This is a genomic window from Streptomyces sp. NPDC033216 (genome assembly GCF_055577115.1).
Map to the genome: position 1 here is coordinate 151,601 of NZ_JBVIQK010000015.1, position 23,712 is coordinate 175,312.

Here is a 23,712-nt window from a genome sequence, read left to right on the forward strand (position 1 = left end):
GAAAGAAGGCTGACGGCATGCACCGTGCGCTGTGTCCGGTTGAGTCCCTCTACGTGGGCCAGAGAAGCAGGGCCGTCCTGTCCTGCGCCCTGCGCGGACGCGTCGACGTCGAGGCGCTGTCGGCCGCCTTCGACGCCATGACGCAGCGGAACCCGATGCTTCGCTCCCGCATCGTCGAGGAGGGCGCGGGTCACGCGCTGCGCCTGCTCGACGAGGACGAGCGGCCCCACCTGGTCACCCGCACCGGCGACGAGGACGAGGCGTACGCGGTGGAGCTGAACAGCCCTCTGCCCGTCGGAGGGCCGCTGAGCCGTGCCGTCCTGGTCAGCGCGCCGGACGGCGAGAGTCACCTGTTCGTGCTGGTCGTCGACCATGCCGTCACGGACGGTCACAGCAGCATCGCGCTGCACAATGCGCTGTGGGACCGCTACCGGGCGCTGGTCGACGGGGAAGGCGGTATCGAGGCCTCGGAGTCCGGATCGCCGCGATGGCCGCGGCCCGTCAGTCGGTTGCTGCCCGCGGCCGACGAGGCGGACACGGCCAAGTACCTCGACACCCGTGTCGAGGAGACGAGGCGGCACTCGGTCGAGCTGGTGCCGTACGACGTGCGGCGTGCCTCCGCCACCGGCCGAGCGGTAGGCGAGGGCGCGGCCGTGGACGGGCGCATCGAGGTCTGCCGACTGACCCTGGACACGGGACTCACCACCCGTCTGCGCCGCACGGCACGTACCTGCGGCGTCTCCGTGCACGCGCTGATCGCCGCGACACTACTGGCCACCGCCAGGCGTCGCCTGGACGGCGACGGCCCCCGCACGCTCGGCTGCCTCTCCCCCGTCGACCTGCGCTCCCGGCTGTCCCCACCGCTGCCCGCGTCGGACATGGTGCCCGCGGTCACCACCCACCTCCAGACCCTCGACGTGTCCGGGACCTCGGACCCCCTGGACCTGGCGCGAACCGTCCACGCCCGCCTGAACGACTTCATCTCGCGCGGTGACCACTTCCACGAGATGCGCATCACACCGGAGATCCCCCGCAACCCCGCGCTGCAACTGGCCACGGTGATCGTCACCAACATGGGCGTCGTCCCGGGACCGCGGCTGCCCAGGGGACTGGAGGCCGCCGACGTCCGCCTCGCACCCGCCCGCGAGCACTACTTCCCGCAGGCAGGACGCAGTCCCGTCATGGCGTGCGTCGTCTCCTTCGAAGGGCGGCTCGCCATCGAGTTCCCGCACCACACCGCCTGCTTCAGCCGGTCCTTCATGCAGGCCTTCCGCGACGACGTGCGCAGCGGGCTCCTCGGCCTGGCGAGCGCGGCGGAGACCGAGCCCGCCCGCGCGGCCGCCGACTGAGCACCACCCCCTCCGCTCGACGACACGCCGACCCGGCGCCGTAAGGAGCCCTACCCCGACATGACCACCGTCAGCGACCTCCCCTCCCCCCTGACACTGCTCCCCCGAGCCCAGTCGGGCGACGAGCACGCCATGAACCATCTGCTGACCGCCATCACGCCGTACGTCGCGCGCATCTGCCGTTCCGTCACCCACGACGACGGTGCCGACGCCACACAGGAAGCCCTGCTCGCCATCTACCGCGGCCTGAGAGGCTTGCGCGAACCGGCGGCGTTCTACGGCTGGGTGCGCTCGGTGACGATCCGCGAGGCGATTCGCACCGCCAAGCGTTACGGCGAGGAACAGACCTGCCCGCAACTGGAGTCGCGACAGGAGACGAACCCCATGGACGCGGTGTACGTCACCGATGTGCTGGAGCGTCTGTCCCGGGCGCACCGGCAGGTCCTCACCCTGCGCTCCTACGGGCTCAACGAGGAGGAGATGGCCGAGGTCCTCTCGCTGCCCGTGGGCACCGTACGCTCGCGCCTCTTCCGGGCCCGCCGCCGATTCCAGGAAGAGTGGCAGCCCTCGGCGGCATGAGGCGGGCGCCGTCCGTCGCCGGGGCGCGGTCCGGCACGCGTGACGCCGGGCGCCGTGCCCCTGCGGCGGCGGCCGTGGCGGGAGTCACCGCCACGGCCGCCGCACCGGGAGTCGACGCTCGCCGCTCCTTCCTACTTCACGCGCTCCGGAAGGACACGCGGCGGCCACTGGCCGGCGGCGAACATCCCGAGCGCGTGCGCACGCGCCACCAGGGCGGGGCGGTTGGGGGCGTCGAACCGTCGCAGCATCTGCCCGACGCGGTATTCGATTCCCTGACGGCTGAGATAGAGACGGGAGGCCAGCTGAACCGTGGACTCGCCGCCGGCCACACCTTCCAGGACCTGTGCGTCGAGAACGCTGAGCACGGGTCCGTCGGAGGTCACCGGCGCGTTGTCGCTTCCCGGCCGCCGCTCCTCTGCTGTGCGGTGCAGAAGGACGACGACACGCACGATTTCACCGGAAGGGCCTCTGACCGCCTTCGCGGATACCTCCGCGGAAAAGGTGCGGCCGCTGCCGTCCCGGCCAGTGACCGTTTCCGTGAATCGCCCGCGCCGGCCCGAGGAAAGCGCGACGAACTGTTCCCGCAACCGTGCGGGAACGGACGACCGGAGAAGGTCGAGCAGACTCGACCCGCATATCTCGCCGGTGCTCAGACCGAATAGGCGGGCGAATTCCGGGTCCGCGGCCCTGACGGTGATGTCCCCCGGGGAGACGTGCGCTGTGCAGGCACCCCGTGGCGCGGAATCACGCGGTGCGCTGCCCCTGTCGGTGTCGCGGTGGACGCGGGGAGTCGGGTGTGCGGCTTGGTTCTTCCTGCGGGGCGAAGCGTCGGGGAAACTCGTGGTCGCCACTGACGTACCGTCCTTCTTCCTGCGCGTGGAGGGCTGGGAAGGGGTCACGAGCGCGGAGCGGACCGGGTGCGCTGATGCCGGGGTGCCGGCGGACGCCCGGTGCTGGCGCGCGCCACCTCGGGGGTGGCCCGGAGCCAGGTGTTCCGCGTCGTTACGGGAGGCCGGCGGCAGTCGCGGGACTCCCGGAGCAGATCAGGAGCAGAGGTACCGGCACTGGGACGGCCGACACCTTGATAACGTTGTCAGGGCCATTCGATCTCGCCGCCCGGCCCTGAGGGAGAGCCGCCTGGCACAGCGGGCGGGACCGGGCCCGCAGCGCCGCCACCCGGGGGAGCCGACGCCTCGTTCGCCACTGTCCCCGTGATACCGGCGGAACCGGCGACCACGACCGGCCGGACGATCGGCCTTTGCGATGAGCCCGGTCGGGCGTGACGCAGCACGAATACCTCCGCGAGGCGGGTAGGGGAATCGCATCAGGACGGCGCCTTCGAGCCTAAGCGCGCGGCAACCGCCGTGACAAGGGTTTGCCAAGTGACCTGGGCAACCTGTCAACTCCCGTGTGCCTGGCGCTTCTTCGGCACGCGCGACCATGGCCGACACCTGGGGCCGGATCACCGAGAAAGGCTTCTGAACAGGGGAGTTGACCTGTACAAAACAGCTTGCTCCCCTTTCGGAGGCTTCGTAGAGTGTTGACAACTTCATCCGTCCGAGCGGGCGATCCGGGGATGAAGGCCCCGCAGACGACACTCCGGCATCAAAGGAGGGAGATGCTCGAACAGCCGCATTTCGGCCGCCGACTGAAGAGGCTCCGGCTGGAACGAGGCATGAGCCAGGCCAACCTCGTCGGCGAAGGCCTGTCCACGGGATACCTGTCACGCCTGGAGTCGGGTGAACGACGCCCCACCGAGCGCGCCGTCACGTATCTCGCCCGGCGTCTCGGTGTCGACGCGTCCGCGCTGACCGAGCCCTCGGACGGCAGGTCTCTGACGGCGGTGCTGGCCGCCGTGACATCGGCGCCGCCCGGCATGGACGACACAGCGGCTTTGAGTCGTGCGGTCGAGGAGGACACCGGCGACGATCCCGCCGCCCGCTGGCAGGCCCTGTGGCTGCTGAGCCGCGCCGTCGGCCGCGACGGCGACTACGAGCGGGAGCGCGCACAGCTGCGGGAACTCATCGAGCTGAGCGACCTGCTGAAGGCTGCGGAACTCCGGGCGCGGTCGCTCGTCCAGTACGCCCGCTGCACCCGTGCCCTGGGTGACATGCGGGCAGCGGAACCGGCGGCCGTGGAGGCGCTGTCCATCGCCCGCGCCGAGGGACTGTCGGTGTCCGACACCATGGCCGCCCTGATGGTGCTGATCAGCATCGAGACGGAAGTCGGCAGACTGGAAGCGGCCGGACGGCACGTCGACGAACTGGAGCGGGACCTGCTGCCCGAGGCCACTCCGGCCCAGGCGGCCGAGGCACTGTGGACGGCGGCCATGGTCAGCAACCGCCAGGGCGACCACGCAGCCGCCCGGACCAGACTGGAAACGGCTCTGCACCTCCTCCAAGGCAAGGACGACCTGAACCTGTGGACCCGTCTGCGGGCCGCCGCCACCGCTGCCGCGCTACAGATGTCACCGCCCCGGGTGGCCGCGGCCGACCGCTGGCTGAGCGAGGCGGCATGTGTCCTCGCCCTGATCGGCACTCCCCTGCAAGTACAGGAACTACGAGCTCTACAGGCCCATCTCGCGTTCCACAAGGGCCAGGTGGACGACGCCCGCGCACTCAGCCACGCCCTGCTGTCCGAGGAGGACCTGCGCCTCTCCTACCGCGACCGGGTACGGCTGTCGGTCCTCGACGGCCGGCTGATGATCCTGGCGGGCCGCGTCGACGAGGGCATCGCGGTCCTGCAACGGCTGGGCCGGCAGGCGACGGAGTCGAAGAACCTCGACCTGGCGGCCCACGTCTGGCAGGCCCTCGCCACCACCCTGGCCGACGTCCGCTCCCCCGCGGCGCCGACGGCGACGGCGGCACGGCCTCACTCCAGCGGCGCCTCCGGGTCGATGAGTGAGGCGCGGGGCAGCGGCCGGTGACCAGTCGTGGAACGAGCCCGAGGCGCCGCCGCGGTTCGTCGGCGGCCGGCGGGAGACCAGGCGCCCCGGCGGCGCGGGCCCGCCCGGCCGGGGCCGGACGGCGGTCGCGTCCCTCGCCCAGGCTCTTGGGAGCGACGTCACGCCCATGAGGCCTTGGGCCGCGTCGTCCTGGCCGACTGAGGGGGCGACGCCCGTTCAGCCGGCGTCCCGCACGTTCCCGTCCGCCCGCCCGGTTCGCCGCACGGCGGTGAGTGCGGCGAGCACCGTTCCGACGGCCAGGACCGTCAGCCCGCGCAGCCACACCTGGGCCTCGATCTGCGTGGCAAGCACGACACAGGAGGCGATGCCCAGTATCGGCAGTACGGTCGGGGCCCGAAAGTGGTCGGCTTCGCCCGGGTCCCGGCGCAGTACCAGCACCGCCGCGTTGACCATGAGGAAGACGACCAGCAGCAGCAGGACCAGGGTGGATGCCAAGGTGGCGACGCTGCCGGTGAGCGCGAGGAGCATCGCCAGCAGCGTGGTGACCGCGATCGCGGCCCATGGCGTACGGCGGCCCGGCAGCACCTTGGCCAGCGCGGCAGGCAGCAGCCCGTCCTTCGCCATGCCGTAGGCCAGGCGGGAGGACATGATGCCGGTGAGCAGCGCGCCGTTGGCCACGGCGACGAGCGCGATGGCGCTGAACAGGCGGGGCGGGACGCCGCCCGCCTCCTCGACGACCTCCAGCAGCGGCCCGCTCGACCCGGCCAGCCGGGCGGTCGGGACCGCCGCCGACGCGGCCATGCCCACCAGCAGGTAGACGGCCCCGGCGGTGGCGAGGGCGCCGAACAGGGCGCGCGGGTAGGAACGCCGCGGGTCGCGGGTCTCCTCGGCGACGTTCACCGAGGTCTCGAACCCGACGAAGGAGTAGTACGCCAGTACCGACCCGCTCAGCACGGCCGCCGCCGCCCCCTTCTGCGGAGTGCCGAGCTGCGTGAGCCGCCCCACGTCGCCGTCGCCGCGCAGCAGCAGCCACGCTCCGAGACCGACGATGACGGCCAGTCCGCCCACCTCGATGACGGTGGCGACCACGTTGGCGCGGGTCGACTCCTTGATGCCCCGCGCGTTGACCAGGGCGAGCAGGGCCAGGAACAGCACGGCCACGAGCCCCACGGGAAGTGTCACGAAGGACGACAGGTAGTCGCCGCCGAAGCCGCGGGCGAGTGCGGCCACGGAGACGATGCCTGCGGCCAGCATGCAGAAGCCCGCGACGAACCCGGCGAACGGTCCGAAGGCACGCGTCGCGTAGTGGGAGGCTCCGCCCGCCCGTGGGTACTTCGTCGCCAGCTCGGCGTAGGAGGCAGCGGTCAGCAGCGCCAGCAGCAGCGCCACGACCAGCGGTACCCACACCGCTCCCCCGGCGTCGGCCGCGACCTGGCCGACCAGGACGTAGACGCCGGCGCCGAGCACGTCGCCCAGGATGAAGAAATACAGCAGCGGGGTCGTCAGCGCGCGCTTGAGGGCCGTCCCCTCCTGTGCCCCTCCTTGTGCCCCCGTCTCCGCCGCCGCCTGCGCCGACACTCTTTTCCCGACTCTTCTCGCCATACCGGCCCGTGTCCCCCGTATCGCGGGATGCACGCTCGGGCTCCGATCGCCGCACGGATGCGCCGCGTCACACCGGCCGCGTGTCACGGACGGGGGTCGCCCATCCGGGACAGCCCCCGTCAGGGTGGAACCGGCACGAGGGCCGAGTCGACTTCCCGCGGGAACGGTGAAGAAACCAGGGGTATCGACCGTGTGTTCTTCCCGTCGCCGGGCACGAGGAGTCACGGAGGTCGATACATATGGTTCCCCTGCTCCTCGTTCTGCTGCTGGCTCTGATCCTCTTCGGCGCGGGCTTCGCGCTCAAGGCACTGTGGTGGATCGCCGTCATCGTGCTGGTCGTCTGGCTGCTGGGCTTCGTCATGCGCTCCGCGGACACGGGCGGCCGCAAGGGCCGCTGGTACCGCTGGTAACCGCGCCGTACGGCAGCCGGTCCGTGGGCCCCGGGCACATCCCGGGGCCCACGCGCATGACCCGGATCAGGCCATCTCACCGGGCAAACGGTGTAACCACCACCTTGCCGGGCACCAGGGCTCATAGCCGGGGCCCGGTGAAGCAGTGGAACCTGCGCCTCCAGACACCGGGCCCCAGCCCCCCGACACCTCGCCGGCCGACCTGCTCGCGATGCCCCGGGGCCGGCGTGGGAGCAGCCGCCGCAACGGAGCCGGCCCGAGCGGCCCGCGGCTCAGCAGGCGGACGTGCCCTCCGCGATAACCCGTTGGCGGACCACCCCGGCCACTGCTACTTTTCCGGAGGCCGTGCGAGAGAACGAGGAGGTGGTACCCGTGGACGCAGAATCGACATGGGTGCTCCCCTCCGGGGTCACGGTCGGACGATAGGTCGTCCGGGAGCGCCGTTCAGAGCACTCCCGAAAGGCACGACCGTGCGATTCACTTCCGAACAGCGCCTCGACGACGGCGTCCTCGAGCGCGCATTCACCCTCGGCGAGATCCCGGGCACCCTGTGGACGCCAGGATCCGCCGCACCGGCCCCGCTGGTCCTGATAGCCCACAACAACGGTCTGCCCAAGGCGGAACCCCGGCTGGTGGCCCGCGCCCGGTACACCGCGGCGCGCGGCTACGCGGTGGCCACCATCGACGCCGCCGGGTGCGGTGACCGTCCCCGTTCCGCCGCCGACGAGCAGGCCCGAATCGACCTCCGGCGGGCGATGCGGGCCGGCGAGCCGGTCGACGAGATCTTCGAGTCCTTCATCGGCCCCCTGGTCGAGAACGCGGTCCCGGAATGGCAGACCACTCTGGACGCCCTCCTCGAGCTGCCCGAGATCGGCGGTCCGGTCGGATACTCCGGGGGGTGGGCAGCCCTCGGCATTCGGCTGGCGGTGGTCGAGCCGCGCATCGCGGCCGCGGGCTTCTTCGCCGGGGGGTACGTGCCCCGTGCCCAGCGCGCGGAGGCCCGCCAAGTCACCATCCCGTTGCTGTTCCTGCTGCAATGGGACGACGAAGGGAATCCCCGGCAGCGGGCCCTGGACCTGTTCGACGCCTTCGGCAGCAAGGAGAAGACGCTGCACGCCAATCCGGGAGGGCACACCGGCACCCCGTGGTTCGAGCTGGAGGACGGGTGCCGGTTCCTGGACCGACACCTGAAGTGAGGCCGGGCCGTCCGGCGGACGGTAGGCGGTGTCGGCCAGGACGCCGTCGTCGAGGACGGGTTGCGGCCTCCTCGACGGCGGTTGCCGGCTGCACAACCACTCCTACCGCCCCCGCCTGCCAGATACGTCCTGCCGTGCCGCCGCGCCAACCTGCCGGCTCGGCGGCACGGCAGAACGTGTCGCTCACATGTCGGCGCCCAGGTGTGCCCCGCGTCCCAGCCCGCCGGGGGTGCATCCCCGGCGCGCGAGCGAGGACGTGAGCCGTATCCCGTGCAGGGTTCACGTGGTCACGTTTCGGGAGCCACGAGATCGCCGCCGATCGCCTCACGCAGGTGGTCGGCGCGGGGTGAGGTGGTCGAAGTCGAAGGCCGTGCGCGGTTCGTCGGGGCGTGCGTGGCGGGCCGCCCGGTCGGGGGCACCCGTCCGTGCCTCGGCCACGGGTGCGCGTGCTCGTCGTGGCAGTCGGCGCCGGCGCGCGCCCCGTCGTGTCGGTCCGGGGGCGGGTGGCCGACCGTTTGCCGATGCGCGGCCGCCCGGCGGTCCCGCCCCGCCCTCTGCGGCCGGGGCGGCGCCGCGCCGGACGGGGTTTCGTCCAGCCAGGAATCGACAGCGGAACGAGCCGGTCAGGAGGGCGGGTGGGGACAGGCCAGGGCGGTGAGGTCCACCGCGTCCGCCATCGCCTGCATGCCCTTGTCGTTGGGGTGGAGGTGGTCGCCGCCGTCGAAGACGGGGAGCACGCGTTCACGGTCGTAGGGGCTGCGCAGTATGCGGTCGAAGTCGGTCACCGCGTCGAACTCGCCCCCGGACCTGACGAACTCGTTCACGCTCTGCCGTACGGCCTCGGCGGCGGGGTCCCATTCGGACCAGCCCTTGAACGGGGCGATCGTGGCGCCGACCACGCACTTACCGGCCGCGTGAGCCCGGGCGATGACCTGCCGGTAGCCGGCGATGAGGTCGGCGGCGGTGACACCCGTGTGGGCCTTGAGGTCGTTGACGCCTTCGAAGAGGAACACGGTGCGCACACCCGGCAGCGACAGCACGTCCCGGTCGAGCCGGTTCAGGGCGCTCTGCCCGGCGCCGTCGGCGAGGACCTTGTTGCCGGAGATCCCCTCGTTGGCGACACCCTGGACGTCGGATCCGGTCCGCTGGAGGCGGCGGGCGAGGTAGTCGGGCCAGCGGCGGTCGAGGTCGGAGGTGGACTGCCAGCCGTCGGTGATGGAGTCGCCGAGCACGGCCACGGCGCCGGTCCGGGCCGCGGTGCGTACCGTGACGGCGTCGAGGTAGTACCAGGAACCGGTCGTGCCGGTCCAGTTGTCGGCGCCTTCCTCGGCGGTGTGGTCGCCCTGGGTGGTGTACGACGTCTGCATCGCCATGCCGTGGCCGGTCGCCGGGCCGCCCGCGTCGGGGCTGTGCAGGCTGACGACGAGGTTCGCTCCGGCGGGCCGACGGCCGGGAAGCGCGTCGCTGAGCACCGTCCTGCCCGCCGGTACGGTGACGGAGTGGGCGCCGCCGAAGGTGAGCCGCCGGTTGCTGCCGGGTACGAGTCGTGCGCCCGACTGCTGGGTTCCGGCCCAGACGCTGTCGAGGGTCAGGGGCCGGTCGCCGAAGACGTTGGAGAGCCGGATCCGCAGGTCGCCGCCGCCGGCGCTGGTGCGCACGACCAGCCGGTAGGCGCGGTCGGGCGCGCCGTCGCCGAGCCGGTCGGCGCTCGCGCCCCAGGTGACCACGTCGTGCGTTGCCGCCGTGGCGCCCGGTACGGAGACGGCCTGGGTCGCGGCGGCGGTGAGGAGTACGGCGGCCAGTGCGGCGGCGCTCGCGAGCCGGGCCCTCATCGGGTGAAGCCCTTCAGCGTGAGGGACTCTCCCGGCTTCAGGGCGACCGTGCGCGAGGTCCCGGCGAAGGCGACCGTGGTGGTTCTGCCGCCGGTGCTGCGGATCCGGGCCGACGTGGGCTCGCCGGCCTTCCAGGCCAGGTCGACGAGGAATCCGCCGCGTGCGGCGAGGCCGGTGACCGACCCGGAGGCGGCCCAGGCGGCGGGCAGGGCGGGGAGGAGTTCCAGGTGGCCGGGGCGGGAGTACAGCAGCATCTCGCTCACGGCGGCCGGAGTGCCGAAGTTGGCGTCGATCTGGAAGATGCCGCGGCCCGGCTCGGTCTGGTAGATGTCGAACAGGTTGAAGGCGGTGCCGTTGGCGCCGCCGGTGGAGGGGCGCAGGTTGTTGACGATGAGCTGGTAGGCCTTGTCGGCGTTCTTCAGGCGGGCCCAGCACAGGGCGCGCCAGGCGTTGGCCCAGCCGAAGCTCTCGGTGCCGCGGGCGGTCAGCAGGGCGGTGGCTCCCTCGACGATCTCGTCGGGGGTGGAGCCGTCGGGGCGGATGCGGTCGCCGGGGAAGAGGCCGACCAGCGGGGACAGGTGACGGTGGGTGGTCTCGCCGAGGTTGTCCGGTGACATCCACTCCTGCAACCAGCCGGTCTTCGGGCTGACCTCGGGCAGGTACAGCTTGTCGCGCAGCGCGGTGATCCGTGCGGCGTGGTCGCGGTCCCGCTCCAGCAGGGCTGCGGCGTGCGCGTAGTTGCCGAACAGCGTCCAGACCAGTTCCTGGGCGTAGGTGATGCCCTTGGCGTCCAGGGGCCCGTGTTCGGGCGACCAGTCGCTGTCGGCGATGAGCACCTCCTTCGTGCCGCCCGGCACGGTGGTGGTGACCAGCCGCGCCTCCCAGAACTCGCAGGCGCCCTTCAGCAGCGGGTGGATGCGCTCCAGGTGGGTGCGGGAGAGGGTGTACTCGTAGTGCTCGAAGAGGGTGTTGCACAGCCAGGCGTTCCCCGCCGGGTGCCACCACCAGCCGCCACCGCCGTGGGGGTTGGTGGAGATGGCGACGGTCCAGCCGGCGACCCGGCGGGAGGAGTTGCGGTAGCGGTTGCGGGGATCGCCGAACAGCCGGCGGGTGAGGTCGGTCCAGGCGGGGAGCTGGGCCAGGCAGTAGTCGGTGAGAGCGTCGAAGCACGGGGACAGCCCCGTGCGGTCGGCCATCCAGTAGTTCATCTGGATGTTGATGTCGGTGTGGTAGTCGCCCATCCAGTCCGGGTCGTTGCCGTCCAGCCACAGTCCTTGCAGGCCCATCGGGAGGCTGCCGCGGGAGCCGGAGATCATCAGGTAGCGGCCGAAGTGGAGGTAGGCGGCCTCCAGTTCCGGGTCGGGGTCGCCGCTGGTGTGGCGGAGGTTGAGGCGCTCCCAGGTGTCCAGCCCGCGCTGCCGCTCCGTGGAGGCGCCCAGGTCGAGGTCGAACCGGCGGAAGAGGCTCCGGTGGTCGGCGACGTGGGTGCGGCGCAGGGTCGCCGCGGAGTGGGCGGCAGCGGCCCGGACCTTGCTGCGGGCGAGCTTGGCGGGGTCGAGGGTGGGGTCGCGGTAACCGGCCTCGGCATCGGGCGCGTAGTTGGTGCCCCCGCTGACCACCACGGTGAGCTCCCGGCAGCCCGCGAAGTCGATCCGGTCGCCGCGTACGCTCACCCGGCCGCCGCTGCCGTGCGCGGTGACGGCGGCGCCGTAGCGCAGGCCGTTGGGGAAGGCGGAGCCGAAGGACAGCGCCGGATCCTCGCCGTGGGTGCCCGCCAGGGTGATCGTGCCGGTGTGGCGCCCGCCGCCGCTCTGCGTGAAGTGCACGACGATCACGTCGTCGGGGCGGCTGGCGAAGACCTCCCGCCGGTAGGTCACCTTGGATCGGACGTAGGTGGTGGTGACGACGCCCCGGTCGAGGTCGAGGGTGCGGCGGTAGCCGGAGACGGAGCCCAGGTCGTGCTCGGGCAGGTCGACCGTGAGGCGGGCGAGGAGGGTGAGGGAGCCGAAGTCGTCGCGGCCATAGGGGAACTGGCCGTCGGCGTCGAGGGTGTCGTTGAGGCCGCCGGTCCACATCGTGGCGTCGCTGATCAGGAGCAGTTCGCGGCCGGGGTCGTTGCCCGTCAGGGCGCCGAGGCGGCCGTTGCCGACGGGCAGGCCCTGTTCGATCATCGAGTGGGCGTCGCCGGGGGCCTGCCACCACAGGACGTGCCGGGCCTCGCCGTCCACCGCCGGATCCTCGGCGGGACGCTGCGGGGCGGCGGAGGCGGTGAAGGCGGGCAGGCCACCGAGGGCGCCGGCGAGGCCGGCGGTCGCGGCCAGGGCGAGCAGGGTGCGTCTGCCGGGTTCGGGGGTGCTGGTGCTCATGGCGGCTCCTGGGCTCGGGAGAAGGGGGCCCGGCGGGGCGGGCCGGGCCCCCGGAGTGGACGGTCAGGATGACTTCGGTACGTCGATCCGGTCGATGTCCGGTGCGTAGCCGGAGCCGCTGTCGACGGTGAGGGTGTTGGCGCCCGCCTTCAGCGCGACGGGGACGGTCGCGGTCGACACGGTCCCCCAGTCGCCGGTGGAGGCGAACGTGTGACGAACCGCGCCGCCGCCGTTGGCGGAGACGGACGCCGACCGGGCGTCGCCGCTGATGTAGGAGATCCGCACCTGGTAGGTGCCCGCTTCGGGGACGACGACGTCGTTGAAGGTGAGCTTGCCGCCGAGGTAGAGGTTGCCGACCTTCTTGCCGTCGGAGCAGGCCGAGCAGTTGCCGACGGAGGCACTGCCGCCGAGGGTGTTGTCCCCGGACTCGGCCTCGTAGCCGGTCAGGGAGACCGCGGCGCCCTTCGGGGTGACGGTGAACAGGCGGGAGCCGTGCGCGGGCAGCGCTTGGGTGATCTTGTTCCGGTAAGTGCCGAGGTTCTCGTGGTTCCACAGGTCGCGGACGGCTGCCTTGCCGGTGAAGCCGAGGGCCGACCAGTCGGCGGTGACCGCGGCGGGAGCGTCGGCGAGGTTGAACAGGGCGACGGTGTAGGTGCCGTCGGGGTTCTTGGCCGCCCACACCTGCTGCGGGTCGGAGGCGGTGACCAGGTGTGCCGGCGGGGTGTCGCCCTGGTTGACGGCGATGACCTCCTTGTTGGTCAGCAGGGACAGGCCGTAGGAGTCCAGGCGGGTGAGATCGTCACCCGTGTACAGCGGGGACTTGGCGATGGCCCACAGGGTGGCGTAGCTCTGCCGTTCGGCCTTGGTGAGGCCGTCCATCTCGCCGTTGCCGACGTCCAGGGCGTCGAGGTCGTTCCAGCCGTCGGCGCCGGCGTGCCGGGTCCAGGCGGGGAGGTCGTTCCACCGGTCGTCGACCGAGTTCTCCCAGCTGACGAGGGTGTTGCAGTAGCACTCGACGTCGGTGTCGATGCGCCAGCCGTCGGAATGCTTCTTCCAGTCGGCGGCGTGCCCGATGTCGAGGGACCAGGAGATCTCCAGGTGGATCGGGCGTCCTGTGGAGGTGATGGCCTTCTGCCAGGCGGCCACGTCGGCGACGTTGTCGTAGTGGTCGCCGCTCTTGAAGGAGCCGGGGCCGACGCCGTCGAGTTTGAGGAAGTCGTAGCCCCAGTCGGCGAAGAGCTGTGCCTGGGAGTCGACGTACTTCTGCGCGCACGGATCGGAGAAGTCGATCTTGTAGGCGCTGTCCCAGCCGTTGGTGGTGCGCAGGTCGTCGTAGACGATGTCGGCGGTGGTGCAGCCCTCGGCGTTCCAGATCGGCGACTTGCCGTCGTCGTACGCCTCCTTCTCCAGACCGACGGGGAGGTAGATGCCGGCCTTGAGCCCGTTGGCGTGGATGTGGTCGGCGACCGCCTTCATGCCGTGCGGGAAGCGGTCGGGGTCGGCCTTCTGGCGGGCGTACTGGTCGAACTCCGGTTTCCAGGCCTGGTCGCGCCACCAGCCGGCGTCGATGTTCACGTACTCGTAGCCGTACTTCTTCAGCTTGGCGGCCAGGGCGTTCGTCTGCTTGAGGACGTTGGCCTCGGTGAGATAGCTGTAGTCGCCGTCCGGGTTGAGGCCGGGATACTTCGACGACTGCATGCTCCAGCTGGACCAGCCCATGTAGGGCTTGTCGGCCACGACCGGCACGCCGGTGCCGGTGTCGGCGTGGGCGGCCGGGGCGGTCGTCGCGAGGCCTGCGGCGAGGGTCAGCACGACCACGGCTCTCAAAGAGCGTGCCGGCAGGACGGAGTACGAGGATGACCGCATGGGTCGTGCCTCCTGAGGGTGGGTTTCCCGGTGGGTTTTCCGGCGGGGAGGGGCGGCTCAGCCCTTGCCCGAGCCGAGGGTGAGTCCGCTGATGAACTGCCGCTGGAGCGCGAAGTACACCAGCAGGGTGGGGATCGCGGTCATCAGGGCGCCGGCCGCGATCAGGTTGGGGTTGGTGAAGTACTGGCCCTGGAGGTTGGCCAGGGCGGAGGTGACGGGCCGCTTGTCACCGGTCTCGATGAGGGTGAGCGGCCAGAAGAAGTCGTTGTAGATCCAGATCGATTCGAGGGTGGCGAGCGCGGCGAAGGCCGGGCGGCACAGCGGCAGGACGATCTGGAAGAACTGCCGCCACACGGGGGCCCCGTCGACCAGGGCCGCCTCGGTGATCTCCCGCGGAATCGTCTTCATGTAGTTGCTGAGGACGAAGGTGCAGAAGCCGCACTGGTAGGCGATGTGGATGGCGATGATGCCCCAGGCGGAGTTGTACAGCAGCAGGCTGTCGCTCATCCACCACGGCAGCGGGATCAGGAGGTAGAGGCGGTACAGGGGGGTGATGAGGACCTGGGCGGGCAGCAGGTTGCCCGCGGTGAACAGCATCAGCAGGGCGAGGTTGAGGCGGAAGTCGAAGCGGGTGACGAAGAAGGCGACGGCCGCGGAGAACAGCAGGGTGCCGAGGACGGCGGGGATGGTGATGAGGACGGAGTTCCAGAAGAAACGTGGCATGCCCGACTGGGACCAGGCGTCGGTGAAGTTCTGCAGGCTCAGGCTGTGCGGCCAGGAGAAGTAGCCGTGCTCGGCGGTGTCCCCGTAGGGGCGCAGCGAGGTGTAGACCGCCCACAGCAGCGGCACGAGCCACGCGACGGAGATCGTGCCGAGCAGCAGGTGGCGGCCGGTGTCGCGGCGCGGGCGGGCCGGGGCGGCCGGGTGCTTCGGACGGGTCGGGGAGGCGGGGCGGGGCGTGGTCGTCGTCATGCGTCCTCCTTGCGGAAGGTCTGCACGAGGAACGCGCCGATCGCGGCCAGGGAGACGAGGAGCAGAACCACGGCGAGCGCGGAACCGTATCCGATGTGGCCGGACTCGCCGATGATGTTGTCGGTGATGAGCAGGGAGAGGAGTTCCATTCCGGGTTTGCTGCCGGTGCCGCCGCCGAGTACGTAGACGATGTCGAAGGCGCGCAGCGACTCCATGACCGTGACGACGACGATGATGACGTTGACCGGTTTCAGGACGGGGAGGACGACGCGGAAGAAGGTCTGGCGGCCGTTCGCGCCGTCGAGGGCGGCGGCCTCCTTCAGGGCCGGGTCGAAGCTCTTCAGGCCGGCCAGGTAGAGGATCATGATGTAACCGGTGTGACGCCAGGCGGAGGCGACGAGCACGGCCCACAGGTTGAGGTCGGGGTCACCCAGCCAGTCGACGTGGTGACCGGCGCCGGCCGCGTCCAGCAGGCTGTTGAGCAGTCCGGTGTCGGGATCGTAGATGATCTCCCAGACGAAGCCGACGACGGCCAGGGACAGCACCATCGGCAGGAAGATCGCGGTCTGGTAGAAGCGGGTGAACCGGATCTTCTGGTCGAGGTGGTAGGCGAGGAAGACGCCGAACGGGGTCGGCAGCAGCGCCGTGAAGAGCAGCCAGAGCACGTTGTGGCCGACGGCCGGCCAGAACGGCGGGTAGTTGGTGAGGATCTCGGTGTAGTTCTCGACGCCCGTCCAGTGGATGCCGGACAGGTCGAGGCCGTCCCAGGTGGTGAAGGACAGCGCGATCGAGGCGAGCGCGGGCAGCCAGACGAAGACCAGCAGCGCGAGCAGGGGCAGACCGATGACGACCGCCAGGAACAGGCGGTCACCACGGCCCAGGCGGGAGGGTGAGGACGGTGCGCAGGACACGGGCGGACCTTTCCGTCCGGGTCAGGAGGTGAAGAAGCGCGAGCGCTGCGACTCGATCTTCTTCAGCGTGGCGGTGCCGTCGTCCGGGTGGTCGAGCCACTCGGTCAGGCCGGGCAGGACGACGGTGGAGATGAAGCCGGGGTCGCTGTCGCGGTCGGCGAACTGGCTGATGTGCTTGGCGGAGGCGATGAGTTCGGCCGACTTCTTCTGGAGCGCGTTGTACGAGCCGGTGTCCGCCCGCTCGTTGACGGCGAGGTTGCTGGGGTCGACGCCCATGTACGTTTCTTCCGCGCCCGCGCCGCCGAGGTAGGTCAGGAACTTCTTGGCGCCGTTCTCGTTCTTCGGCCGGCGGCTGAGCATGAAGCCGTCGGTGGGCGCCTCCACGGCGTCCTGGCCGTGCGCCGGGTCGATCTCGGGGAAAGCGAAGAAGTCGAGGTCGGCGCGGATCTTCTCGTCGGTGACCTGCTGGCCGAGGAAGAGGCCGATGACCGCCATGCCGGACTTCTTGTCCAGCAGCGACTGGGCGGCGTCCTGCCAGGACCGGCCTCCGCCGCTCTTCTGGTAATAGGGGGTCAGCTCGCGCCACAGGTCCAAAACGCGGACGGCGCGCTTGTCTGTCCAGGAGGTCTCGCCGCGCATCAGCGACATGTGGAAGTCGTAGCCGTTGGCGCGCAGGTTCAGGTAGTCGAAGGCGCCGAGGATCGACCAGCTGTCGCCGCCGCCGTAACCGGAGGCGACCGGTGAGAGGCCGTCCTTGCGCATGCGCTTGGCCAGGGCCGTGAACTCGTCCCAGGTCCGGGGGACCTGGTAGCCGCGCTCGGCGAACAGGCTCTTGCGGTAGAAGACGGCCCACGGATAGTTGTACAGCGGCACGAAGTAGTACTTGCCGTCCTCGCCGCGGGAGAGCTGCTTGGCGGCGTCGGTGAAGCCGTCGCCGATGGTGTCCCACACCTCGTCGAGCGGGCTCGCGAGGCCCTTCTTGGCGAAGTACTGCATGCGGTACCCGGCGAACCACGTGAAGACGTCGTCGGGGGTGCCCTGGAGGTAGCTGGTGATGCTCTTCTGGAAGGTGTCGTGGTCGACGGTGTTCGTCTTCACCGTCAGGCCCGACTCCTGGGAGAATGCCTTGGTCAGGGCGGCGTAGGCGGACTTCGGGGTGGCGTCCGCGCCGTTGGATCCGAAGGTGACCGTCTTGGGGTCGGCCGACGGTCCCCCTCCGCAGGCGGTGAGGACGGGCGCGGCCAGGGCGGCGGCCGGGAGGCCGAACAGGGTGCCGACGACCTTGCGGCGCCCGGGTCCGGGAGCAACCGGTGATGGGCGGGTCTGCTGCGTCATGGATGCTCCTCGCACGTGCGGGTTCGATCTGGTGACGGGGGTCGGGGCACTCACTGGTGTTGCCCTGATCCGATGTAGGACTGGATGGCGGTGGCCGCGGCCCCGCGTGCCCACTGCTCGAAGGGCAGCGGGCGGGTCTGTACGTCGCATTCGGCGGCGGAGCCGAACGCGGCCGTCGTGAACGCCTCGCGGATCTGCACGGCGAACAGGTCGTAGGCGGTCAGGCCCTCGCCGGAGATGATCACGCGTTCGGGACCGAACAGGTTGGCCACGGTGGCGATGCCCCGGCCGATCGCCTCGCCCGCCCTGGCGTACGCCTCCTGCGCCCCAAGGACGCCGTCGTGGGCCAGCGCGGCGGCCTCCACGACGTCGGCGACCTCGGCTCCGGTGACGGCGCGGATCCGGTCGACGATGGCGGCGTCGCCCGCGATGGCCTCGACGCAGCCGCGGTTGCCGCAGTGACAGGGGGGACCGGCCGGGTCGACGGTGACGTGTCCGATCTCGCCGGCCACGCCGTGCGCCCCGGCGACCACCCGGCCGTGCACGACCAGGCCGCAGCCGATACCCGCGCCGAGGGTGACAAGGGCGAAGTCGGACAGGCCCACGCCCGCGCCGAACCACTGCTCGGCGACGGTGAGGGCCCGCACGTCGTTGTCGACGGTGACCGGCAGGTCGGTGGTCATCGCGACCAGTTCGGCGAGCGGCACCTCGCGCCATTCCAGGAACGGCGAGTACCGCACTCCGCCCTGCGCTCGGTCCACGTCACCGGAGACGGCGACGCCCGCGCCCACGACGTGGACGCCCAGGCCGTCCGCCTCGGCCAGCAGTTCCTGCGTCAGTGCGGCAAGTGTGGTCAGCACCGCCCGCGGTGCGCGGTCGGCCAGCGGCAGGCGCCGGGTGACCAGCACCCGGCAACACAGGTCCGTGAGGACCCCGATGACCTCGTCGCCGGTGACCTTGATCCCGATGAACAGGGCCCGTCCACCGTCGACCCGGACCAGGCCGGCGGGCCTGCCCAGCGTCGGACGGGCGTCCTCGTCGGCGCTCTCCACCAGGTATCCGGCCTCGATGAGGGGCCGTACGGCCTTGGTCACGGCGGCTGGGGACAGTCCGGCCCGCCGGGCCAACTCCGAGCGGGTGAGCGGGCCGTGGGAGAGGGCCGTGAGGAAGATCTGCGAGACGGCCGGTGTGTTGGCCGGGAACGTCTCGGCACGAGGTGGCGAGGACATGGCCGGGAACCTAGGCGGCTTATTTTCCGCTGTCAATGAAAGAAGCAAGATTCTCTTGAAGGTTGACTAAGAGCCCTTCCCTGCTTTCAAATGACGTCCACAGGTGGGTTGCTGTCATGCGATCAAAGGATGTATCTGGTCTTCGGCTTCTCCCCGGCAGCCCTGTCCCGACGCCCGCCCTCTTCGTCCCTCGTCGCCACGCACGTGAGGCCTGATGCCGATGATCCGCCGCGCCCGCTGACGCGGGATCCGGCTCGCGTCGACCCCGCGCGACCTACGTCCCGTGCCGCTACGACACGGGCGGCCCGGCAGGTGCGTGGGGAGACCGGTCGGCCGGGCGGAGGCCGAGGACCTCCTCGTGACCGACGGCAGCCGGCGAGCAGCTTCGGGGGCGGGCGCCGGTCGGCGAGGAGCCGGTCGACGGCGGCGCCCGCCACGGCCACCCTCCCTGGGTCCGGCGCGCGGTCGGCTCCCGCCCCCGCACGCGGCAGCCGACAGGGCGGGACGGCGGCTCGGCGCGGGGAGCAGGGCCTGGCACGCGCACACCCGCGGGCACATCCTGCCGCACGGGCGAAGACTCCCTGGCGTGCTCCAGCTGTCCGGGCAGGCCACGGCTCGACGTCGAGGGGGTGAACCGGTGGCGGCCGGCCGAGCGGACCACTTCGCTCGTGGTCGAGCCGGGTGCACCCTTGCCGACCCCGAGATACGAGCATATGCTCCTATTACGAATGGGGCATGACGCCTCCCGCTCCCCCACCCGTCCACCCCCGCCTCCCCCCCGAAGGTCACGCCATGACTACTGCCGAGCGCGAGCACACGCTCCCTCCAGCGGCAGAGCAAGTCCCGAAGCCCGACCAGGGCACCCGCCGAACGCCCCTCAAGGCGTGGCTCCAGCCGACCCTGATCTCCCTGATCGTCGCGGCGGCCTTCATCGCGTGCTACGTCGGCCTCCAGCGCGATCCGCAGCCGCACCAGGTGCCCATCGCCGTCACCGGCCCCGATCTGCCGAGTCAGGTGCACCGGGCCCTGGGCGGCGCCGTCGAGGTGCACCCGGCCGCGGACGCCGCGACGGCACAGGAAGCACTGGAGCGCCACGATGTCGTGGCGGTGCTCAGCACCGAGACTCCCGACCGCCTGAGCCTGAAGATCGCGGGAGCCGCCGGCACGTCCACCACCTCGGCCGTGGGCCACCTCGTCAGCACCTACGCCCAGCAGACCGGAGCCCAGGTCACCACCCAGGACGTCATCCCGCTGGCGAAGCACGACGCCCGAGGCCTGGCAGGCTTCTACGTGGCCTTCGGGGTATCCCTGGCCGGGTTCGTCCTCGGCTCGAACGTCCTGGGCCTGGCCGCCGTCATGCGGCTGCGCCACCGGCTCTTCCTGCTGACCGGCGCCTCTGGCGCCATCGGAATCGTGGGGGCGATCCTCGTCGGCCCCGTCCTGGGCTCCGCCCCGGCACCACTGGTCCCCCTCATGTCCGTTCTGGCCCTGCTGGCCGCCTCGGCGGCATTCACCACCACCCTCCTGGGAACCCTTCTGGGGCCGATCGGGCTGCCGATCACCACGCTGGTGCTGCTGACCGTCGGCAACGCCACCAGTGGCGCCGTCATCGGTGCCGATCTCCTGCCTGCCGGGGCCCGGGCGATCTCGGCGCTGCTGCCGCCCGGCGCCGCCGTTCGCGCCATCACCGATCTCAGCTACTACGGCGGTTCGCACCTGGCCGCCCCCGTGCTCACGTTGGCGGCATGGGCGGCGGTCGCCGGGACCGTACTGGCTCTGCCTCCACACCTTGCGCGACGCCGTGCGGTCACCGGCTGACCACCGCAGGGTTCACCGGCCCCGCCGTCCCGGGACGGCGGTATGCCGCACATCACCCACTCGCATTCGTCACCGGCTTGACTGGTGACTACGCAGGTTGAAAGTATGAGTTCACCGATCGAGCGCGTGCCGCGAAGAGCGACCCGCCGCGAGGTTCACCGACGCACGCACCCCTTGCGTCCCTCCCACCCCTTGCCAAGAGGACTTGCCATGCCGAACAGCTACACCGCCCATGTGAAGGTCACCGGCGAAGGCCGCAACGGCGGCCGAGCCCAGTCCGACGACGGTCTGCTGGAGACCGATCTGGCGCTGCCCAAGGAACTCGGCGGCGCCGGTACCGCGACCAATCCCGAGCAGCTGTTCGCGGCAGGCTGGGCGGCCTGCTTCCTGGGCGCGGTCCGGGTCGCTGCCGCTGAGCGCAGAATCCGCCTCGCCAGTACCGAGATCGACACCGATCTGACGCTGAACCACGGCGAGGACGGCTTCTCGCTGGCTGCCGTCCTCAACCTCCAGGTCGGCGGCGTCACTCAGGACCAGGCCGTCGAACTGGCCGAGGCGGCGCACCAGATCTGCCCGTACTCCAAGGCGGTCCGCGGGAACATACCCGTCACCATCAACGCCGTCGCCGTCTGACCTCCCCGGTTCGCCTCCCACCGGTCCGCGCCCCGGAGCCGCAGGCCCCGCACGTGTAAGCGCCACTCGTGCGGGGCCTGCCTCCGTTTCCGCATACCCCGTGCGCACCGGCCGGGACGGGCGGGGCGAGGGGTCTCCTCCCCGACGCGCTGTCCGGCAGTGCCGTTCACCGCGAACAGGCCACCCGCCGACGCGCCAGGAGGCTGCGCCGTCCCTGGACGGCCAGGGACGGCCGTCCGTGACGGGGGGCCGTGATCCGAGAGAAAACGATCCAGATCATGAGTGGGGCTGAGGTGCAGCCCTGCGGGTAGCGCGCCGAGCGGCCCGGATGCTCGGGTTCGGCTCGCAGTCAAGACCGCCTTCGGCTCCTGACACGGCGGGAGGCCGCCCCACGGGCTGCGGTGGGGCGGCCTCCCGCCGTGTCATTTCCCGGCCCTGTCGGGCTGGTCCTCGTCCTGCTCGTCGGAGAGCCACCGGGAGTGGTGGCGGGCCGCCCAGGCGCGGTCGACGTAGCCGGTGCGCATTCCTTGCAGTGCCTCAGGGTGCGCGCGCGCCTTGCGCATGTGCGCGATGACGACGAAGGCGATCGCCCACGCGACGACATCGTGGATGAAGATGGCGCTGGCGCGGGAGATGAAGGGCAGGAGCCCCATGAACCACATGAGCAGTCCGGTGAACATCATGACCAGTACGGCGCCGGCGATCCACCCTGCGTAGATCTTCTGCCCCGCGTTGAACTTGCCGGCCGGCCGCGCACCGGGGGACGTCAGTCGGCGGCGGACCGCGCGCAGCCACTGCCTGTCGTACTCGGCGAAGCGGTTGAGCCGGCGCAGGTCCGAGCGCAGCGCCGCCGAGAAGAGGCCGATCAGCAGGGGGGCGGGGAGAAGGATGCCCGACCACTTGTGGAGGGTGGCCATCAGATATCGCTGCCCGACCAGTTGGGCGATCGGCCCGATGTAGAGACAGGCGGCCGTCACCAGGCATATCAGCATCAACCAGCCTGTCGTACGGTGCACCATTCGTTCGGCACGACTGAAGCGCCGAACCCTGCCGGGGGGATCAGGCCGCGGCGTTGTCCCTGTCGGCCCCTTCGAGCCAACCGTCGACGTCATATCCGCGCTCCTCCCAGTAACCGGGTATCACCTTGCGGGTGACCGTGATGCCCGACAGCCACTTGGCCGACTTGTAGAAGTACATCGGCGCGACGAAGAGCCGGACCGGACCTCCGTGAGCGTGCGTGATGGGCTTGTCCTGCATGTCCAGAGCGACCAGCACGTCCGACCGGCGTGCCTGTTCGAGGGTGAGGCTCTCGGTGTACGCGCCGTCGAAGCAGGTGAAGTGGACGGCCGTGCCCCGCGAGCGCACCCCGGCGGCGTCCAGGAGATGTGACAGCTTCACACCGCTGAAGGGCGTGTCGTCGACGCGCCACCCGTCGGTGCACACCGCGTCCGCGACGACCCGCGTCTGGGGCATCGCACGCAGGTCCGCGAGTGTGTAGGTCGTCGGCCTGTCCACGAGCCCGTCGATGCGCAGTTCGTAGTTCGTCGCATCCTTGTGCGGCACCGAGGTGACCACGCTGAAATACCGGAACCCGCCCGGGTTGGGCAGGAGACCGGTGAGGCCGGTCGGGTCGGCCTGGGAGGAGGACGCGAGGAACCGCTCCCAACCGTTCTGAAGGTGGGGAGCGCCGGCGAGTCCGGCGGCACCCGCGGCGAGCATGCCCAGCATGGCCCGGCGCCCTACCGGTGCTCCTTCGACCGGACGTTTTGATTGTCCTGTCATGACCACCATTCCTTCGCCTTCGCGACGATCGTGGCGCAGCACGGGGCCGGTGTCGGCCGTGCGTGTGCGCGATGAGTTCGTGAGATCGGGGTTGTCGGGCAGTACCTGAGCCGACCGCCTGCCCGGCCGGTCGACGGCAGTCGGACGTCCACTCGTAGCCGACTTCTGGCCGGCTGGGCAGCGATTGGCCACCCGAAACAGTGCTCGCATGCTGCCACACCGCATCGTCACCAGTCAAGACAGTGACGGACTGTCGGAGTCCCCGCGGTCATTGCCGGTTCGCGCGCCTGGTCCGACCGATGGCGGCCCACCAAGCATGTTCCCAGTGACTTCCGCGGCGACAGCGCGGTCGCGGTGCCGTCGCGCGTCGTCGGCACGGGCCGCCCGCAGGCGTCAGAACTGCCGACTCGCCGCCACATGCCGCTCGTCGCCCCCAGCAGGCGCCGTACGGACACACCCGGTGCCGTACAGTCATCACCTGACACACCGGTGACGCGATCTCGCAGGACTCCAGGCGGCAGGCGAACGGGACCAGGCCGCCGACCGGAAGAGCGAAGACCCGAAGGGGGACGTCCCTCCGGCCACGACGCCAGGCTCTGCGCGCCACCCGGCGCTGTTCACCGAGGTGTTCTGGGCGGCCCTGCACGGGCTGGCGACCCTGACCCGGGCCGGACGACTGCCGCCGGAGGACACCGAGCGGAGGACGGAACTGCTGGTGGACCGGCTCGCCATGGTCTGACGCCAACGTCGCGGTGTACGCGGCCGGGCCCTCGGGCCCCGGCTGCGTGCCTGCGGCATCGCTCCGCTCCGTCCCCGCACCCACCCGGCGCGGCGCGGATCGCCGGGCCTCGCACCCTCGACGGGCACCCGCCCCGAAAGCTGAGGTGCTCGTGGCTCACGATCCGGTGCGCGCCCCCACGTGCCGGC

General features: G+C 71.1%; 18 protein-coding genes and 2 pseudogenes. 8 read left to right on the forward strand and 12 right to left on the reverse strand.

The annotated features are described in order from the left end of the window. The first annotated feature begins 17 nt into the window (after window positions 1-17). Both ACZ5Y0_RS25420 and ACZ5Y0_RS25425 read left to right on the forward strand, forming a co-directional pair. Window positions 18-1,349, forward strand: a complete 1,332-nt coding sequence (locus ACZ5Y0_RS25420; RefSeq protein ID WP_469130981.1) for a phthiocerol/phthiodiolone dimycocerosyl transferase family protein — start codon at window positions 18-20, stop codon at window positions 1,347-1,349. Window positions 1,350-1,409: 60 nt separating this feature from the next. Beyond that, window positions 1,410-1,928, forward strand: a complete 519-nt coding sequence (locus ACZ5Y0_RS25425; RefSeq protein ID WP_469130982.1) for an RNA polymerase sigma factor — start codon at window positions 1,410-1,412, stop codon at window positions 1,926-1,928. Window positions 1,929-2,059: 131 nt separating this feature from the next. Here the strand turns inward: ACZ5Y0_RS25425 and ACZ5Y0_RS25430 are convergent, their stop codons facing one another. After that, complete coding sequence (locus tag ACZ5Y0_RS25430; protein WP_469131007.1) at window positions 2,060-2,377, reverse strand: LuxR C-terminal-related transcriptional regulator; 318 nt, start codon at window positions 2,375-2,377, stop codon at window positions 2,060-2,062. Window positions 2,378-2,392: 15 nt separating this feature from the next. Beyond that, window positions 2,393-2,827, reverse strand: a pseudogene (locus ACZ5Y0_RS25435) (PAS domain-containing protein); the annotation flags it as partial. Between the two features lie 719 nt (window positions 2,828-3,546). Between ACZ5Y0_RS25435 and ACZ5Y0_RS25440 the strand changes: the two are divergent. After that, window positions 3,547-4,854, forward strand: a complete 1,308-nt coding sequence (locus ACZ5Y0_RS25440; protein ID WP_469130983.1) for a helix-turn-helix domain-containing protein — start codon at window positions 3,547-3,549, stop codon at window positions 4,852-4,854. Between the two features lie 195 nt (window positions 4,855-5,049). On the opposite strand, the gene ACZ5Y0_RS25445 is transcribed toward ACZ5Y0_RS25440, so the two are convergent. Then, complete coding sequence (locus tag ACZ5Y0_RS25445) at window positions 5,050-6,327, reverse strand: APC family permease (RefSeq protein ID WP_469131008.1); 1,278 nt, start codon at window positions 6,325-6,327, stop codon at window positions 5,050-5,052. A 347-nt stretch (window positions 6,328-6,674) separates the two neighbouring features. On the opposite strand from ACZ5Y0_RS25445, the gene ACZ5Y0_RS25450 reads away from it, so the two are divergent. Next, a complete protein-coding gene (locus ACZ5Y0_RS25450) occupies window positions 6,675-6,845 on the forward strand; it encodes a DUF5670 family protein (protein WP_030933194.1) in 171 nt (56 codons plus the stop codon). A gap of 470 nt (window positions 6,846-7,315) precedes the next feature. After that, entirely contained in the window at window positions 7,316-8,041 is a 726-nt protein-coding gene (locus ACZ5Y0_RS25455) for a dienelactone hydrolase family protein (RefSeq protein ID WP_469130984.1), read from the forward strand. A gap of 623 nt (window positions 8,042-8,664) precedes the next feature. Here ACZ5Y0_RS25455 and ACZ5Y0_RS25460 read toward each other — a convergent pair. The 7 genes from ACZ5Y0_RS25460 to ACZ5Y0_RS25490 form a co-directional block, all read right to left on the reverse strand. Beyond that, entirely contained in the window at window positions 8,665-9,873 is a 1,209-nt protein-coding gene (locus ACZ5Y0_RS25460; RefSeq protein WP_469130985.1) for an SGNH/GDSL hydrolase family protein, read from the reverse strand. Further along, entirely contained in the window at window positions 9,870-12,239 is a 2,370-nt protein-coding gene (locus tag ACZ5Y0_RS25465) for a glycosyl hydrolase family 95 catalytic domain-containing protein (RefSeq protein ID WP_469130986.1), read from the reverse strand. The genes ACZ5Y0_RS25460 and ACZ5Y0_RS25465 overlap by 4 nt, the downstream gene beginning before the upstream one ends. A 63-nt stretch (window positions 12,240-12,302) precedes the next feature. After that, the gene (locus ACZ5Y0_RS25470) at window positions 12,303-14,105 is read right to left on the reverse strand and encodes an alpha-galactosidase D (protein ID WP_469130987.1); all 1,803 of its coding nucleotides are present in this window, start codon (window positions 14,103-14,105) and stop codon (window positions 12,303-12,305) included. Between the two features lie 57 nt (window positions 14,106-14,162). Beyond that, window positions 14,163-15,077 carry a carbohydrate ABC transporter permease gene (locus tag ACZ5Y0_RS25475; RefSeq protein WP_469130988.1) on the reverse strand — a complete coding sequence of 305 codons (915 nt, stop codon included), beginning with the start codon at window positions 15,075-15,077 and terminating at the stop codon, window positions 14,163-14,165. Then, window positions 15,074-15,988 carry a carbohydrate ABC transporter permease gene (locus ACZ5Y0_RS25480; RefSeq protein WP_469130989.1) on the reverse strand — a complete coding sequence of 305 codons (915 nt, stop codon included), beginning with the start codon at window positions 15,986-15,988 and terminating at the stop codon, window positions 15,074-15,076. The genes ACZ5Y0_RS25475 and ACZ5Y0_RS25480 overlap by 4 nt, the downstream gene beginning before the upstream one ends. A gap of 21 nt (window positions 15,989-16,009) precedes the next feature. Beyond that, complete coding sequence (locus tag ACZ5Y0_RS25485; RefSeq protein WP_469130990.1) at window positions 16,010-17,323, reverse strand: ABC transporter substrate-binding protein; 1,314 nt, start codon at window positions 17,321-17,323, stop codon at window positions 16,010-16,012. A 50-nt stretch (window positions 17,324-17,373) separates the two neighbouring features. Beyond that, window positions 17,374-18,552 (reverse strand): ROK family transcriptional regulator, encoded by a 1,179-nt coding sequence (locus tag ACZ5Y0_RS25490; RefSeq protein ID WP_469130991.1) that lies wholly within the window; start codon window positions 18,550-18,552, stop codon window positions 17,374-17,376. Between the two features lie 792 nt (window positions 18,553-19,344). Between ACZ5Y0_RS25490 and ACZ5Y0_RS25495 the strand changes: the two genes are divergently transcribed. Both ACZ5Y0_RS25495 and ACZ5Y0_RS25500 read left to right on the forward strand, forming a co-directional pair. Next, a complete protein-coding gene (locus ACZ5Y0_RS25495) occupies window positions 19,345-20,370 on the forward strand; it encodes a hypothetical protein (RefSeq protein WP_469130992.1) in 1,026 nt (341 codons plus the stop codon). Window positions 20,371-20,580: 210 nt separating this feature from the next. Beyond that, on the forward strand, window positions 20,581-21,003 hold the full coding sequence (locus tag ACZ5Y0_RS25500) for an organic hydroperoxide resistance protein (protein WP_469130993.1): 423 nt from the start codon (window positions 20,581-20,583) through the stop codon (window positions 21,001-21,003). A 422-nt stretch (window positions 21,004-21,425) separates the two neighbouring features. Here the strand turns inward: ACZ5Y0_RS25500 and ACZ5Y0_RS25505 are convergent, their stop codons facing one another. Together ACZ5Y0_RS25505 and ACZ5Y0_RS25510 are read right to left on the reverse strand one after the other, a co-directional pair. Beyond that, window positions 21,426-22,115: a cytochrome b/b6 domain-containing protein gene (locus ACZ5Y0_RS25505; RefSeq protein WP_469130994.1), complete on the reverse strand. Its 690-nt coding sequence runs from the start codon at window positions 22,113-22,115 to the stop codon at window positions 21,426-21,428. Continuing rightward, on the reverse strand, window positions 22,063-22,785 hold the full coding sequence (locus tag ACZ5Y0_RS25510) for a molybdopterin-dependent oxidoreductase (RefSeq protein WP_469130995.1): 723 nt from the start codon (window positions 22,783-22,785) through the stop codon (window positions 22,063-22,065). Before ACZ5Y0_RS25510 ends, ACZ5Y0_RS25505 begins: the two co-directional genes overlap by 53 nt. A gap of 592 nt (window positions 22,786-23,377) precedes the next feature. Here ACZ5Y0_RS25510 and ACZ5Y0_RS25515 point away from each other — a divergent pair. Continuing rightward, window positions 23,378-23,524, forward strand: a pseudogene (locus ACZ5Y0_RS25515) (WHG domain-containing protein); the annotation flags it as partial. Window positions 23,525-23,712 lie beyond the last annotated feature (188 nt).

Excerpts from the sequence above, each read along its gene's own strand:
- ACZ5Y0_RS25420 (WP_469130981.1), top strand. The coding sequence starts at position 18 with ATGCACCGTGCGCTGTGTCCGGTTGAGTCCCTCTACGTGGGCCAGAGA.
- ACZ5Y0_RS25425 (WP_469130982.1), top strand. The coding sequence starts at position 1,410 with ATGACCACCGTCAGCGACCTCCCCTCCCCCCTGACACTGCTCCCCCGA.
- ACZ5Y0_RS25440 (WP_469130983.1), top strand. The coding sequence starts at position 3,547 with ATGCTCGAACAGCCGCATTTCGGCCGCCGACTGAAGAGGCTCCGGCTG.
- ACZ5Y0_RS25450 (WP_030933194.1), top strand. The coding sequence starts at position 6,675 with ATGGTTCCCCTGCTCCTCGTTCTGCTGCTGGCTCTGATCCTCTTCGGC.
- ACZ5Y0_RS25460 (WP_469130985.1), bottom strand. The coding sequence starts at position 9,873 with ATGAGGGCCCGGCTCGCGAGCGCCGCCGCACTGGCCGCCGTACTCCTC.
- ACZ5Y0_RS25465 (WP_469130986.1), bottom strand. The coding sequence starts at position 12,239 with ATGAGCACCAGCACCCCCGAACCCGGCAGACGCACCCTGCTCGCCCTG.
- ACZ5Y0_RS25470 (WP_469130987.1), bottom strand. The coding sequence starts at position 14,105 with ATGCGGTCATCCTCGTACTCCGTCCTGCCGGCACGCTCTTTGAGAGCC.
- ACZ5Y0_RS25475 (WP_469130988.1), bottom strand. The coding sequence starts at position 15,077 with ATGACGACGACCACGCCCCGCCCCGCCTCCCCGACCCGTCCGAAGCAC.
- ACZ5Y0_RS25485 (WP_469130990.1), bottom strand. The coding sequence starts at position 17,323 with ATGACGCAGCAGACCCGCCCATCACCGGTTGCTCCCGGACCCGGGCGC.
- ACZ5Y0_RS25490 (WP_469130991.1), bottom strand. The coding sequence starts at position 18,552 with ATGTCCTCGCCACCTCGTGCCGAGACGTTCCCGGCCAACACACCGGCC.
- ACZ5Y0_RS25495 (WP_469130992.1), top strand. The coding sequence starts at position 19,345 with ATGACTACTGCCGAGCGCGAGCACACGCTCCCTCCAGCGGCAGAGCAA.
- ACZ5Y0_RS25500 (WP_469130993.1), top strand. The coding sequence starts at position 20,581 with ATGCCGAACAGCTACACCGCCCATGTGAAGGTCACCGGCGAAGGCCGC.
- ACZ5Y0_RS25505 (WP_469130994.1), bottom strand. The coding sequence starts at position 22,115 with ATGACGTCGACGGTTGGCTCGAAGGGGCCGACAGGGACAACGCCGCGG.
- ACZ5Y0_RS25510 (WP_469130995.1), bottom strand. The coding sequence starts at position 22,785 with ATGACAGGACAATCAAAACGTCCGGTCGAAGGAGCACCGGTAGGGCGC.